This is a genomic window from Sphingomonas sp. P2_B6 (assembly GCF_056404755.1).
The window spans coordinates 17,862-30,199 of record NZ_JBFUDK010000011.1 but is presented as its reverse complement, the minus strand read 5'-3'; the positions used below and the strand labels follow the sequence as shown (position 1 = coordinate 30,199).

At 66.1% G+C, this 12,338-nt stretch carries 15 protein-coding genes and 1 tRNA gene; 9 read left to right on the top strand and 7 right to left on the bottom strand.

From position 1 onward, the window contains the following. Positions 1-464: 464 nt before the first annotated feature. From AC1DX5_RS15855 to AC1DX5_RS15835, 5 genes are all read right to left on the bottom strand, one after another. Positions 465-540, bottom strand: a tRNA-Thr gene (locus tag AC1DX5_RS15855). A gap of 18 nt (positions 541-558) precedes the next feature. Beyond that, the gene (locus AC1DX5_RS15850; protein ID WP_478016327.1) at positions 559-1,428 is read right to left on the bottom strand and encodes a hypothetical protein; all 870 of its coding nucleotides are present in this window, start codon (positions 1,426-1,428) and stop codon (positions 559-561) included. Next, the gene (locus AC1DX5_RS15845; protein WP_478016326.1) at positions 1,409-1,759 is read right to left on the bottom strand and encodes a hypothetical protein; all 351 of its coding nucleotides are present in this window, start codon (positions 1,757-1,759) and stop codon (positions 1,409-1,411) included. The genes AC1DX5_RS15850 and AC1DX5_RS15845 overlap by 20 nt, the downstream gene beginning before the upstream one ends. Further along, positions 1,756-2,106: an MmcQ/YjbR family DNA-binding protein gene (locus AC1DX5_RS15840; protein ID WP_465173060.1), complete on the bottom strand. Its 351-nt coding sequence runs from the start codon at positions 2,104-2,106 to the stop codon at positions 1,756-1,758. Before AC1DX5_RS15840 ends, AC1DX5_RS15845 begins: the two co-directional genes overlap by 4 nt. Next, the gene (locus AC1DX5_RS15835; protein ID WP_478016325.1) at positions 2,103-3,416 is read right to left on the bottom strand and encodes a replication-associated recombination protein A; all 1,314 of its coding nucleotides are present in this window, start codon (positions 3,414-3,416) and stop codon (positions 2,103-2,105) included. Before AC1DX5_RS15835 ends, AC1DX5_RS15840 begins: the two co-directional genes overlap by 4 nt. A 134-nt stretch (positions 3,417-3,550) precedes the next feature. On the opposite strand from AC1DX5_RS15835, the gene AC1DX5_RS15830 reads away from it, so the two are divergent. Beyond that, positions 3,551-4,126 carry a PadR family transcriptional regulator gene (locus AC1DX5_RS15830; RefSeq protein WP_465173062.1) on the top strand — a complete coding sequence of 192 codons (576 nt, stop codon included), beginning with the start codon at positions 3,551-3,553 and terminating at the stop codon, positions 4,124-4,126. A gap of 89 nt (positions 4,127-4,215) precedes the next feature. After that, positions 4,216-4,527: a DUF2218 domain-containing protein gene (locus AC1DX5_RS15825; RefSeq protein ID WP_465173063.1), complete on the top strand. Its 312-nt coding sequence runs from the start codon at positions 4,216-4,218 to the stop codon at positions 4,525-4,527. 12 nt (positions 4,528-4,539) lie between these two features. Here the strand turns inward: AC1DX5_RS15825 and AC1DX5_RS15820 are convergent, their stop codons facing one another. Further along, positions 4,540-5,691: a glycosyltransferase family 4 protein gene (locus AC1DX5_RS15820; RefSeq protein ID WP_465173064.1), complete on the bottom strand. Its 1,152-nt coding sequence runs from the start codon at positions 5,689-5,691 to the stop codon at positions 4,540-4,542. 129 nt (positions 5,692-5,820) lie between these two features. Here AC1DX5_RS15820 and AC1DX5_RS15815 point away from each other — a divergent pair, with 129 nt between their 5' ends. From AC1DX5_RS15815 to AC1DX5_RS15785, 7 genes are all read left to right on the top strand, one after another. Then, positions 5,821-6,528: a glutathione S-transferase family protein gene (locus tag AC1DX5_RS15815; RefSeq protein ID WP_478016324.1), complete on the top strand. Its 708-nt coding sequence runs from the start codon at positions 5,821-5,823 to the stop codon at positions 6,526-6,528. Between the two features lie 180 nt (positions 6,529-6,708). Beyond that, positions 6,709-8,082 (top strand): DNA repair protein RadA, encoded by a 1,374-nt coding sequence (gene radA / locus AC1DX5_RS15810; protein ID WP_465173066.1) that lies wholly within the window; start codon positions 6,709-6,711, stop codon positions 8,080-8,082. 182 nt (positions 8,083-8,264) lie between these two features. After that, positions 8,265-8,831, top strand: coding sequence for a CvpA family protein (locus tag AC1DX5_RS15805; protein ID WP_465173067.1), 567 nt, complete (start codon positions 8,265-8,267; stop codon positions 8,829-8,831). Then, positions 8,828-9,262, top strand: a complete 435-nt coding sequence (locus tag AC1DX5_RS15800) for an iron-sulfur cluster assembly scaffold protein (RefSeq protein WP_465176515.1) — start codon at positions 8,828-8,830, stop codon at positions 9,260-9,262. The genes AC1DX5_RS15805 and AC1DX5_RS15800 overlap by 4 nt, the downstream gene beginning before the upstream one ends. Continuing rightward, the gene (locus tag AC1DX5_RS15795) at positions 9,259-11,013 is read left to right on the top strand and encodes a cation:proton antiporter domain-containing protein (RefSeq protein ID WP_478016323.1); all 1,755 of its coding nucleotides are present in this window, start codon (positions 9,259-9,261) and stop codon (positions 11,011-11,013) included. The genes AC1DX5_RS15800 and AC1DX5_RS15795 overlap by 4 nt, the downstream gene beginning before the upstream one ends. Then, positions 11,010-11,387 (top strand): diacylglycerol kinase, encoded by a 378-nt coding sequence (locus AC1DX5_RS15790; protein ID WP_465176517.1) that lies wholly within the window; start codon positions 11,010-11,012, stop codon positions 11,385-11,387. The genes AC1DX5_RS15795 and AC1DX5_RS15790 overlap by 4 nt, the downstream gene beginning before the upstream one ends. A gap of 10 nt (positions 11,388-11,397) precedes the next feature. After that, a complete protein-coding gene (locus tag AC1DX5_RS15785; RefSeq protein WP_465173071.1) occupies positions 11,398-11,733 on the top strand; it encodes a DUF423 domain-containing protein in 336 nt (111 codons plus the stop codon). Positions 11,734-11,928: 195 nt separating this feature from the next. Here the strand turns inward: AC1DX5_RS15785 and AC1DX5_RS15780 are convergent, their stop codons facing one another. After that, a complete protein-coding gene (locus AC1DX5_RS15780; protein ID WP_478016322.1) occupies positions 11,929-12,327 on the bottom strand; it encodes an EF-hand domain-containing protein in 399 nt (132 codons plus the stop codon). Positions 12,328-12,338: the final 11 nt, after the last annotated feature.

The window sequence follows — 12,338 nt, the reverse complement described above, 5'->3', positions numbered from 1 at the left end:
TTGGGTGAGCGGTGCCGTCATCGATCGGCGACATTGCTGGCGGCAAACGACGCCCCCGGTACGGGCTTCGAAGTCTTTGGGGGCGGCGTGGTAGGCTCGTGGCCTTTAGAGCGGCGAGCGTTAAATCTGATCCGTTCGTCCTGAGTAGGGATCGAGTAGCCGAAGGCGTATCGAGAGCCCGTATCGAAGGACAGGTTATCGCGCGGAACCTGTCCTTCGATACGCCCTCTCGATACGCCGCTACGCGGCTACTCGATGGCTACTCAGGACGAACGGGTGGTAGTGGCTCTGATTTAATGCAAGCACCTTTAGTCGCATATAATTGCTCTTCAGGCTGCCAACTGGCGACCGACGTCCTCATGGTGGTGTGAGACAGGCGACCGTGAACTGGCGCTCGTCGCATTGCTGCAACCGTTCGAGAGCGCCGGTGGTCGATCGGCCATGAGAACACGAGGACTCGTATGTGGTGCCGGTTGCAGGAATCGAACCCGCGACCTTCGGTTTACAAAACCGCTGCTCTACCAGCTGAGCTAAACCGGCGTCCGGGCGCTCCATGCGTCAAACCACACCGAACGTCCAGCCCTCGCGCCGTGCGATATCGGGCGTCAGATCAGGCGGATTCCACAGATCGGCGCGTCCTGCATTGGCGCGCAGCCAGGCCGCGGTGAGGATCGCGTCGGTCGCGTGATCGGTATAGTGGACGAGCGGCGCATGCGGTTTCGACCCCATGGTGGCGAGCGCCACATCCAGCGTCGCGCCATCGCGGAACTTGCTCAGGCCCTTGCGCTTGCCCGCCGCGCGCGCGGCGATCGAGGTGTAGATCTCGACGATCATCGCGCCCTTGTCGGGCACCGGGTCGAACGGCCAGACGGGAATTGCCGTGCCGAGATGGTGCAGCAATCGCATGCCGGCGAAGCTCGCCTTCGCCACCTGCGCCGCCCCGATCGCATCATAGAGCGACGAGGGTTTGTGTCCGCCCCCGGCCTTGTAGTGCATCTCGCTGCGGCGCAGATGGATGAAGCCCGCCTTCGCCCCGTCCGCCGCGCCGAGATAGAAATGCCGTCCCCGCCGGCTCTCCAGGAACGAGGCGGCGCCCAGGTCCATGTCGGGGCTGGAGGCATCGACATAGCCCCAAAAGGCGCGGGAGGTGACCGGCGTTTCCTCGCCGGGCAGATAGGCGCCGCGTTCGATGATCGGCGGCGAGAAGCTGAAATCGAAGCCGGCCAGCAACGGTTCGTCGGCACGGGCGCGCAGCCATTCGAGGATTTCGGTGCGCGACCAGGCCTTGCCCGGCGGATCGACGATCACTGGCGCGGCGTCGCCCGCCTCGCACAGCGCCAGCGCGATGCCGGGATGAGACTGGCCTTTGGCACCCGACCAGTCGATCGCGGCGAAACGGGTGAAATGGTCAGGGGCGCGCGCCACCACGCCTCGCTCGCTGCGCACCGGAAGCGCGGTCCCACCAGGCGCGCTCGATCAGCAAGCGCAGTCGCTCCGGGTCGGCCGCCGCCGATCGCACCAGCACGCAAGGCCAGCCCTCATATTGCGGCGTCTGCCAGAAGCATTCGGGGTCGGTCCCGATCAGCACCCCGATTTCCTCGCGCGTCGCGCGCAGCACGAAATCACCCGGTGTCCGTCCCTGCGAGACGATCTGTCGCCCGCGCACCTGTGGCGAGGCCGATCCCCGCGCGCCCGCACCCATCGACACGCCCGGCAAGGTCAGGGCGAAGGCCACCGCCTCGTCCCAGCTGAAGCTCATGCCTTGGCTTTGCGCGGCTTCGATCGCGGCCGCGCGGCGCTCCAGTCGCGGGATCGTTCGATCATCGCCTGGACTCGCTCGGGATCGGCGCTGTCATAACGCACCAGCACTCCGGGCCAGCCCTGGTAATGCGGCGTCTGCCAGAAGGTCTCCGGATCGGTTTCCATCAGCATTTCCTTGGTGTCCTGGTCGATCGCGAGCACGAAGGAATCCGCTTCCCGGCTGGGATGGAGAAAGGCACGGCCGTTCGACACGATCTTGACCGCCGGGCTGCCATAACTGGTCGACATTTCCGTGTCGGGCAGGCCGAGCGCGAACGCGGTGATGCTGTTCCAGTCGAAACTCATTCGCCGCGCTCCTTCAGCTCCTGCCAATAGGCCATGCGTTCCGCGATCCTTTTCTCAACGCCACGCTCGGTCGGGGTGTAGAAGGTCTGGGGGCTCATCTCGGCCGGCCAGTAATTGGACCCGGAGAACCCTTCCGACGTGTCGTGGTCATAGGCATAGCCCTTGCCGTACCCGATATCCTTCATCAGCTTGGTCGGCGCATTGAGGATGTTCTGCGGCGGCATCAGTGATCCGGTTTCCTTCGCGCTGCGCCAGGCGGCCTTTTGTGCCGCATAGGCCGCGTTGGATTTGGGCGCGACGGCGCAATAGAGGCACGCCTGAGCGATCGCGAGCTCGCCCTCGGGCGACCCCAGGAAATCATAGGCATCCTTGGCGGCGAGGCACTGTACCAGCGCATTGGGGTCCGCCAGCCCGATATCCTCGCTGGCGAAGCGCGTGATCCGGCGGAGCACATAGAGCGGCTCCTCGCCAGCGGTCAGCATGCGCGCGAGATAATAAAGCGAGGCCTGCGGGTCGGATCCGCGCATCGATTTGTGCAGCGCGGAGATGAGATTGTAATGCCCCTCGCGATCCTTGTCGTAGACGGCGACCCGCCGTTGCAGGAACGCCGAGAGACCGGCCGGGTCGAGCAGTTCGGGCAGGTTCACCGAAAACAGCGTCTCGGCCTGGTTGAGCAGGAAACGGCCGTCGCCGTCCGCGCTGGCGATCATCGCGTCGCGCGCTTCGGGGGTGAGGGGCAGGGGCTGCCCCATCGTCTCCTCGGCACGGTCGAGCAGTTTGCCGAGCGCTGCCGCGTCGAGGCGATGGAGGATGAGCACCTGCGCCCGGCTGAGCACCGCGGCGTTGAGTTCGAAGCTCGGATTCTCCGTCGTCGCGCCGACCAGCGTCACCGTGCCGTCCTCGACATAAGGCAGGAAACCGTCCTGCTGCGCTCGGTTGAAGCGGTGGATCTCGTCCACGAACAACAGGGTGCGCTTGCCGATCCGGGCATGCTCGCGCGCCTCGGCGAACGCCTTTTTGAGGTCCGCCACGCCCGAGAACACCGCCGAGATCGCCACGAACCGCAAATCCACCGCATCGGCGAGCAACCGCGCGATGGTCGTCTTGCCCGTGCCCGGCGGTCCCCACAGGATCATCGACGACAGCCGCCCCGCCGCGACCATCCGCCCGATCGCGCCTTCGGGCCCGGTCAAATGCTCCTGCCCGACGACCTCCTCCAGCCGTTGCGGCCGCAGCCGGTCGGCCAGCGGCGCATTCTCGGAAACCGCTTCGCGGGCAGGGGGATCATAGGTGGCAAAAAGGTCGGCCATGCCCGGAACATAGGGTGGACGGCCGGAAGGTGCCACCCCGCCATGGCGCGCTGCACCCCGTGAAAAATTCCCTCTTGTCAAAACCGACTCAAGATATATCTTAGACGCATCGTGATACACAAAAAGGAAGACTCATGTTTCATCATATGCGCGGCCGCGATTGCGGTCCCCGGGGCGGACGCTTCACGCGCGGTCCCTTCTCCTTCCAATGGGAAGTGCACGGCCATGGCGAACGCGGCGGCCGGAGCCGCCGGATGTTCGATGGCAGCGAGCTGCGGCTCGTCCTGCTCAAGCTGATCGAGGAGCAGCCGCGTCACGGCTACGACCTGATCCGCGACATCGAGGAGCGGACCGGCGGCGCCTATGCGCCGAGCCCCGGCGTGATCTACCCGACCCTGACCATGCTCGACGATATGGGCCTGATCGAGGAGCAGAAGTCAGAAGGCGCGAAGAAGCTCTTCGCGATCACCAATGCGGGCCAGGCGCTGCTCACCGAGCGCGAGGAAGAGGTCGAGGCGCTGTTCGCCCGGCTCGAGGACCTCGGCTCGATGCGCGAGCGCACCAGCGGCGGCCCGGTCCGCCGTGCCATGGGCAACCTCAAGGCAGTGCTCCAGCAGAAGCTCGGTGCCGGCGAGGTCGATGGCGACACGCTGCACCATATCGCGGCGCTGATCGACGAAGCCGCGCAGAAGATCGAGCGGCTGAAATAACGCGTGACGCGTTTGCAACTCCTGCGCCGGCGGCTGGGCATCGGCCCGGCCGCCGGCACCGACGACCGAATGAAGAAAGGACAGCGCTCATGGACAGCGCAACCGCCAGCGTGCCCACCACAAGCGGCAGCAAATATCTCCAGCAGCTGTGCAAGCACTGGCAGCACAACCTGACCGTCGAGTTTACGCCCGAACACGGCACCGTCGTGTTCCCGAAAGACGCGCGCGGTGCCGATCATCCCGGCGACGGGCTGGTCACCTTCGATGCGCGTGCCGAGGCACTCGATGTCCGGATCGATGCGACCTCGCCGGAACAGCTCGAAGGCCTGAAGGGCGCCGTCGCCCGGCACCTCGATCGCTTCGCCTTCCGCGAAGCGCCTCTCACGTTCGACTGGAAGTAACCCGGGCTGGGGCTATTTCCCCCGCCGCTCCAGCACCGCCAGATACGTATCCAGCACCGCCTGGTTGATCGTCTCCCAACGATAACCGGCGGCCTTGGCGTGTCCGGCTTCCCCGGCTGAATGGCGGAAATCATCATCCTCGCAGAAACGCTGCAGGGCATCGGCATAACCCTGGATATCGGTTGGATCGACGATCAGCCCGGTCACGCCGTCATCGATCAGCCCGACCGCGCCCGATGCTCGCGCCGCGACCACCGGCACCTTTGCCGCCATTGCCTCCAGCGTGACGTTGCCGAACGTTTCGGTCACGCTGGGATTGAAGAACACGTCCATCGAAGCGACCGCCCGGCCCAGATCGTCGCCCGACTGGAATCCGGCGAACACCGCATCCGGGATTTCCTGCGCGAACCAGTCGCGCGCCGGGCCTTCGCCCACCACCAAAGTCTTGTGCCGCACACCCCGCGCATCAAGCGCGTGCATCGCCTGGGCGAATACGTCGAGGCCTTTTTCCTTCACCAGCCGACCGAGAAAGCCGACCGCGATCTCGTCGTCCGCGATGCCCAGGCCGCGTCGCCATTGCATGTCGCGGCGACCGGGATTGAATCGGTCGTGGTTCACCCCGCGTGACCAGCGCGAGATATGCGCCGTCACGCCCCAGTCGCGCAGGATCTCACCCATCATCTGGCTCGGCGCCAGCACCTCGTCCACGCGCGAATAGAATTTGCGCTGGGCGTTGATGATGATCGGTTCGAGGAAACCGATGCCGTAATAACGGACATAGGTCTCGAACCGCGTATGGTACGACGCGACCGAGGCGATATTATTCCGCTCGGCATAACGCACGGCGGCATGCCCCAGCAAGTCGGGCGCCGAGACATGGATCAGGTTCGGTGCGAAGGCGTCGACATCGGCCCGGGTCTTCGCCGGCATGCCGCGCGCGAGCTTGTACTCGGCGCGCCCGGCGGGAAGCTTGATCGAGGGTACGCTGACCAGATCGCCGGTCGGGGCAAAGGCTGGGCGGCGGCTGGTCGGGGAGTAGACGCGCACCGTCGTCCCCTGTTTCAGGAGGTGGCCGACGAGGAGATTGAGTGCCTGGTTCGCGCCATCGCGCGTATAATTGTAATTGCCGCTGAACAGCGCGACGCGGAGGTCTTTCGCTTGCATGGCGGGCGCATAGACCCCCCGGAGCCAAACGCCAATCTCTGCTCTGGTCGCATTCGCGTTAAATTCAGTTCATGGCGAGAGGTGCATCGTGGCCGCAGGCCCCTACGTTCATCCGCAAAGGAGACCTTCATGACCGATCTGTCCGATTTCCCGATCACCAAACGCTGGCCTGCGCAGCATCCCGACCGCATCCAGCTTTATTCGCTGCCAACGCCCAATGGCGTGAAGGCATCGATCATGCTCGAGGAAACCGGACTGGCCTATGAGCCGCACTTCGTCGATTTCGCCACCAATGATCAGAAATCGCCGGAATTCGTCTCGCTCAATCCCAATGGCAAGATTCCGGCGATGATCGATCCCAACGGGCCGGGCGGCAAGCCGCTCGGCCTGTTCGAAAGCGGGGCGATCCTGCTGTATCTCGCCGGCAAGACGGGCAAGTTCATCCCCAACAATCCCACCGGCCGCTGGGAGGCGACGCAATGGGTGATGTTCCAGATGGGCGGCGTCGGGCCGATGTTCGGCCAGCTCGGCTTCTTCAACAAATTCGCCGGCAAGGACTGGGAGGACAAGCGCCCGCTCGGCCGCTACGTCGATGAATCGAAGCGCCTGCTCGGCGTGATGGATGCCGCGCTGGCGGGCAAGGACTGGTTCCTGGGCGACGACTATACCATCGCCGACATCTCGATGCTCGGCTGGGTCCGCAACCTGATCGGTTTCTACGAAGCGCGCGATCTGGTTGGCTTCGATGACTTCGAGAACGTCGCGGCCTGGCTTGAGCGCGGCCTCGCCCGCCCCGCGGTGCAACGCGGACTGACTATTCCGGCAAAACCGGCCTGACCCTCTTTTCCTCCCCATGGAACATGGGGAGGGGGACCACTCGCTTCTTCAGCGAGTGGTGGAGGGGAAGGCCACAGGCGTTGGCGGTCGTGGCATGCCCCTCCACCACCAGCGTCGCCGGCGGTCGGAAAAAAGAAAAGTTTGTTCCCCTCCCGTTCTTTTCCCGCTAAGGCCTCGCACATGGCGAAACCCCAGAAACGCTATGTCTGCCAGGCCTGCGGATCGGTCGCGAACCGCTGGGCGGGGCAGTGCGCCGATTGCGCGGAATGGAACACGCTGGTCGAGGAGGTGGGCGGTACCGTTACGCCCTTCCAGGCCAAGCATAACCTCCAGTCCGGCGGCCGCGCGATGACGATGGTCGGCCTCGACGCTGAAGTCGCCTTGCCCGAACGCCTGCCGAGCGGCATCGCTGAATTCGATCGGGCGTTGGGCGGTGGTTTCGTCGAGGGTTCGGCAACGCTGATCGGCGGCGATCCCGGTATCGGCAAGTCCACCCTGCTGCTTCAGGCGGCGGCAAAAATGGCGCTGGCCGGTCTTTCGGTCGCCTATGTCTCCGGCGAAGAGGCCGCCGATCAGGTTCGCTTGCGCGCGCGGCGTCTCGGCCTGGGCCATGCGCCCGTGCAGCTGGCCGCTGCCACTTCTACTCGGGATATCCTGACGACCATGCGTCAGGGGCCCGCACCGGCGCTGCTCGTGATCGATTCGATCCAGACCATGCATTCCGACCTGATCGAAGGCGCCCCCGGCACGGTCAGCCAGGTCCGCGCCTCGGCGCAGGAACTGATCCGCTTCGCCAAGGAACGGGGCACCGCGGTGGTGCTGGTCGGCCATGTCACCAAGGACGGCAGCATCGCCGGCCCGCGCGTGCTCGAACATATGGTCGATACGGTGCTCAGCTTCGAAGGCGAGCGCAGCCATCAGTACCGCATCCTCCGCGCGATCAAGAACCGCTTCGGCGGCACTGACGAGATCGGCGTGTTCGCGATGGTGGCGGAGGGGCTGGCCGAAATCTCCAACCCCAGCGCGCTGTTCCTTACGCAGCGCGACGAAGGCGTGACCGGCACGACGGTGTTTCCCGCGCTGGAGGGCACGCGCCCGGTGCTGGTCGAGATCCAGGCGCTGGTTGTCCGCCTCGCCAGCGGCGCCACGCCGCGGCGCGCGGTGGTCGGCTGGGATTCGGGCCGGCTGGCGATGGTGCTCGCAGTGCTGGAGGCGCGCTGTGGCCTCAGCTTCTCGTCCTGCGAAGTCTATCTCAACATCGCCGGGGGCTACCGGGTGCAGGATCCCGCGGCCGACCTGGCCGTGGCGGCGGCGCTCGTCTCCGCGTTGTCCGAGCGTCCGGTGCCGCCCGATGCGGTGGCATTCGGCGAGATCGCGCTGTCGGGCGAAATCAGGCCGGTGGCGCACGGCGCGCTCAGGCTCAAGGAATCGGGCAAGCTCGGCTTCGAACGCGCGCTGGTGCCGGCCGCGATCACCAGCGAGAAGACCCCGCTCAAGCTGTCGGGATTCCGCACGCTCGGTCAGTTCGTTGACCATATGCTGGGGCGCGGCTAGCGACGGTGCAAATCGTCGCCACATAGGCGGCCAACCAAAACCCCGTTCGTGCTGAGTAGGGGCTGAGCTTGTCGAAGACCCGTATCGAAGCGCCCTCGCTTGGGGCATTGTCCTTCGATACGCCATTTCGACAAGCTCAACGGCTACTCAGGACGAACGGAACGGGCAGGTAACGGACGCTGATGGGACTGACCGCACTCGACATCCTCGTACTGATCGCGGTCGGCGGCGCCGCCATCCTCGGCCTGATGCGCGGCTTCGTGACCGAGATCCTGTCGCTGTTCGCCTGGGTCGCGATCGTCTTCGCGATCAAGCTGTTCCACGCGCCGCTCACCCTGCTCCTGTCGGGGTCGGTCGGCACGGTCACCGGCGCTGCGGTGCTGTCTTTCGCGCTCATCGCCGGCATCACCTATTTCGCCGGACGCGCGGTGGCCAATGCGCTGGGCTCGCGCACGCGCGATTCGATCCTCGGCCCGGTCGATCGCGCGCTGGGCTTCGGCTTCGGCGCGGTGAAAGGCCTGATCCTTGCCAGCCTCGGCTTCCTGCTCGTCGCGCTGGTGACCGACACGATGAGCGGCGGCCCGAGTCATCGGCCCGAGTGGCTGACCGCCGCCCGAACCTACCCGCTGCTCAACACGACCAGCGCGAGCATCGCCGACTTCGTCGACCGCAGGCGCAAGGGAAAACCGGTGTTCGGCCCGGCGGACAATGCCGCCACGCCCACCAATAGCAGCGAGGAGCGGCCATGAACGCGCCACTCTATAATGCCGAGATCCTGCGCCTCGCCGCGACCATCCCGTATCATGATCGCCTGTCCGATCCGATGGGCAGCGCGGAGAAGCGTTCGCCGGTGTGCGGCAGTCGCGTGACCGTGGACGTCAATGTCGACGAATCCGGCCGAGTCAGCGAGGTCGGCCTGCTGGTGCGCGCCTGCGCGCTTGGCCAGGCATCCTCGTCGCTGATGGGTGCCAGCGTGATCGGCAAGACACCCGAGGAACTGGCCACCGCCCGCGACGCGCTGGCCGCCTGGCTCGCGGGGGAGGGGCCCTTGCCCGATTGGCCCGGTTTCGAGCTGTTCACGCCCGCGCTGCCGCACAGCGCGCGCCACGCCTCGATCCGCCTCGCGTTCGAGGCCGCCGCCGACGCCGCCGAGGCCGCGCGCGCAAGGCTCCACGCATGAGCGAATCGCTGCTGTTCGACGCGGTCGTCCTGCTCGGCTTCGGGCTCGTCTTCGTGCTGATCTTCCGTCGCTTCGGGCTCGGCGCGACCCTTGGCTATCTCGTCGCGGGCGCGGTGGTCGGGCCGCAGGCGCTCGGCCTGGTCGGCGGCGCGGAGTCGAAGATCGGCGTCGCCGAGCTCGGCATCACCCTCCTCCTGTTCATCGTCGGGCTCGAGCTCAATCCGCAGCGGCTATGGCAGCTGAAGAAGGAGATTTTCGGGCTCGGCCTGATGCAGGTCGTGCTGTGCGGTATCGCGGTGTCGGGTGTGGTGTGGGTCATCACTCAATTCTCGCCCGCCGCCGCGCTCGCGCTCGGTCTGCCGCTCGCTTTGTCCTCGACCGCGCAGGTGCTGCCGATGCTGCAATCGGCCGGCCGCCTGCGCACGCCCTTCGGCGAGCGCGCCTTCTCGATCCTGCTGTTCCAGGATCTGTCGATCGTCCCGCTGATCACCATCGTCGCGGTGATGTCGCGCAACCCGGCCGACGCCGCGGGGCCTCCCGGCTGGCAGCTGTTTCTCTACACCGTGCTCGCGGTGGTGGGACTGGTGCTGATCGGCCGCTATGCGCTCCGCCCGCTGTTCCGGACCATCGGCAATCTCGGTGAGCGCGAGATGTTCGTGTTCGCCGGCCTGTTCACCGTCATCGCCGCCGCCGCGCTCATGGAGGCGCTGCATCTGTCGACCGCGCTCGGTGCGTTCGTGGCGGGCGTGATGCTCGCGGACAGCCCGTACCGGCACGAGCTGGAGGCGGATGTCGAGCCGTTCCGCTCGATCCTGCTCGGCCTGTTCTTCCTCGCGGTCGGCATGATGCTCGATCTTCATGCCATTGCGGAGCGGCCCCTCTTCGTGCTCGGCATGGCGGTGGCGCTGATCGTCACCAAGCTCGTGATCATCATGGGCATCGGCCTGATCTTCAAGATGACCTGGCGCGGTGCGCTCGCGCTCGGCCTGCTGCTCAGCCAGGGCGGGGAATTCGGCTTCGTGCTGTTCGCCCAGGCGCAGAATGCGATGCTGATCGCGCCCGAGGCCGCCAGCCTGTTCGGCGCGATCGTTACGCTGTCCATGGCGACCACGCCGTTCCTGATGAAGGCGACCGAGCGGATCCGCACCGAGCCGCAGACCGACGGCGGCACCCGCGAAGGCCCGATGTCGGACGGCGCGAATGCGTTGATCGTCGGTTACGGCCGTTTCGGCCAGACGGTCGGCCAGATGCTGATCGCGCAGGGCGTGCCCGTGACCCTGATCGATACCGATATCGAGATGATCGATATCGCCGGCAGCTTCGGCGCCAAGGTCTATTATGGCGACGGCACCAGGCTGGACATGCTGCGCCAGGCAGGCGGCGCCGATGCGGAACTGATCCTGTTCTGCACGGACGGCGACCAGATCACGCCCGAGATGATCGAGGCCGTGCATGAGGCTTTCCCCCAGGCGGCGATCTTCGTGCGCGCCTATGATCGGCGCTCGCTGATCAAGCTCAAGGGTGCGCCGGTGCGCGGCGTGGTGCGCGAAGTGCTCGAATCCGCGATCAAGATGGCGCGCATGGCGCTGTCGAGCCTCGGCATCGAGGATGAGGAGATCGCCCGCACGGAGGACATGTATCGCGCCCGCGACAAGGAACGGCTCAAGGCCCAGGTCGAGGCCGGCGATCTTCGCGCCGCGGTCGAGAAGGTCATCACTCAGCCGCTGCGCGGCGCGGAAGACGCCGGATGAAGAACCGGTCGCTCGCCGCGCGCGTCGGTTTCGCCCTGGCTGGCTGGAAGGCGGCCTGGGCGCGCGAGCGGAGCTTCCGGACTCAGTCATGGTGCGCGCTGCTCGCCCTGCTCGCCCTGTTCCTGCTTCAGCCGCCGCCGATCTGGTGGGCGTTCGTCATGCTCGCCTGTGCCCTCGTGCTCGCGCTCGAACTGATCAACAGCGCGGTCGAGGCGCTGATCGACCTGCTCCATCCCGGGGTCCATCCGGAGATCAAGATCATCAAGGACATGCTGGCGGGTGCCGTGCTGGCGGTCAGCTGCGCCGCGCTGTTCGGGGCGATCGTGCTTGGAGCCGCCTATGTCTGGGCGCATTTGCTCGCGCTGGAAAGTTGAAGGAAGTGCCATGAACCCGATCGTGCTTTTCGCGGCGCTGTCCGGGGCGCTCGCCGTCGCCGCGGGGGCGTTCGGCGCCCATGGTGCAAGCGGGGCGGCGGCCGACTGGCTGAAGACCGGCGCGCAATATCAGCTGCTTCACGCCATTGCCGCGCTCGCGATCCTCCGTCTCGACGCAAAGGGGCCGGCAGTCCTTTTCCTCGCAGGCGGGGCAATTTTTGCCGGCACGCTCTACCTGATGGCGCTCGGCCTGCCGCGCTGGCTGGGCGCGATCACCCCGATCGGCGGCGCCCTGCTGATCGCCGGCTGGCTATGGCTCGCCTGGCTGGCCACGCGCAGGGTCTGAGGCTCACGCCCGTCTCGCATGTCCCGCCAGCCGACCCAATTTGGGTTGCCGGTATTTCTTCAAGTATTTGATTTATAAGATATTTTGAATCATCCGCATCGGTGGGACAAGGGATATGGGACAAGCTGGTGTCCCATATCTCCCTTGTTTCGCGATCCATCGCCGCGCCGATTCGGCAGCACCGTCGCGAGCCGGCTAGCGGCGCGCTTCAGGCGCGCATAGCGAAACGCGCTCCCGTTCTTCGTTCGAAAGGGTTCCGTCGCCATCGGCGTCGATGCAGGCAAAGGCCGCCAGCCGCACCTTCAGCATCTCGTCATGCGTGAGATAGCCGTCGTTATCCGCATCCTCGGCGCGGAAATCCGCCGCGATATCGCCTCTCAGGCGCGCGATCTCACCCGGAATGGCCGGCAGCGGCGCCAGCGCACGTTCGCCCATGGCGGTCCATTCGGCCCGGCTCAGCCGACCGTCGCGATCGGAGTCGGACGCGCGGATGACGGCGGTCATTGCCGCATCGCATCCCGCCCGGGTCGAGCAGGAGGGTGAACCCTCCTGGGCCGCAAGCGCCAGCGCCAGGATCATCATCATGGCCGGCATCGCACTTTCGT

Bases quoted from the DNA above. Each gene is read 5' to 3' on its own strand.
- AC1DX5_RS15845 (WP_478016326.1), bottom strand. From the start codon at position 1,759: ATGAGCTTCAGCTGGGACGAGGCGGTGGCCTTCGCCCTGACCTTGCCG.
- AC1DX5_RS15840 (WP_465173060.1), bottom strand. From the start codon at position 2,106: ATGAGTTTCGACTGGAACAGCATCACCGCGTTCGCGCTCGGCCTGCCC.
- AC1DX5_RS15835 (WP_478016325.1), bottom strand. From the start codon at position 3,416: ATGGCCGACCTTTTTGCCACCTATGATCCCCCTGCCCGCGAAGCGGTT.
- AC1DX5_RS15830 (WP_465173062.1), top strand. From the start codon at position 3,551: ATGTTTCATCATATGCGCGGCCGCGATTGCGGTCCCCGGGGCGGACGC.
- AC1DX5_RS15825 (WP_465173063.1), top strand. From the start codon at position 4,216: ATGGACAGCGCAACCGCCAGCGTGCCCACCACAAGCGGCAGCAAATAT.
- AC1DX5_RS15820 (WP_465173064.1), bottom strand. From the start codon at position 5,691: ATGCAAGCGAAAGACCTCCGCGTCGCGCTGTTCAGCGGCAATTACAAT.
- AC1DX5_RS15815 (WP_478016324.1), top strand. From the start codon at position 5,821: ATGACCGATCTGTCCGATTTCCCGATCACCAAACGCTGGCCTGCGCAG.
- radA (WP_465173066.1), top strand. From the start codon at position 6,709: ATGGCGAAACCCCAGAAACGCTATGTCTGCCAGGCCTGCGGATCGGTC.
- AC1DX5_RS15805 (WP_465173067.1), top strand. From the start codon at position 8,265: ATGGGACTGACCGCACTCGACATCCTCGTACTGATCGCGGTCGGCGGC.
- AC1DX5_RS15800 (WP_465176515.1), top strand. From the start codon at position 8,828: ATGAACGCGCCACTCTATAATGCCGAGATCCTGCGCCTCGCCGCGACC.
- AC1DX5_RS15795 (WP_478016323.1), top strand. From the start codon at position 9,259: ATGAGCGAATCGCTGCTGTTCGACGCGGTCGTCCTGCTCGGCTTCGGG.
- AC1DX5_RS15790 (WP_465176517.1), top strand. From the start codon at position 11,010: ATGAAGAACCGGTCGCTCGCCGCGCGCGTCGGTTTCGCCCTGGCTGGC.
- AC1DX5_RS15785 (WP_465173071.1), top strand. From the start codon at position 11,398: ATGAACCCGATCGTGCTTTTCGCGGCGCTGTCCGGGGCGCTCGCCGTC.
- AC1DX5_RS15780 (WP_478016322.1), bottom strand. From the start codon at position 12,327: ATGCCGGCCATGATGATGATCCTGGCGCTGGCGCTTGCGGCCCAGGAG.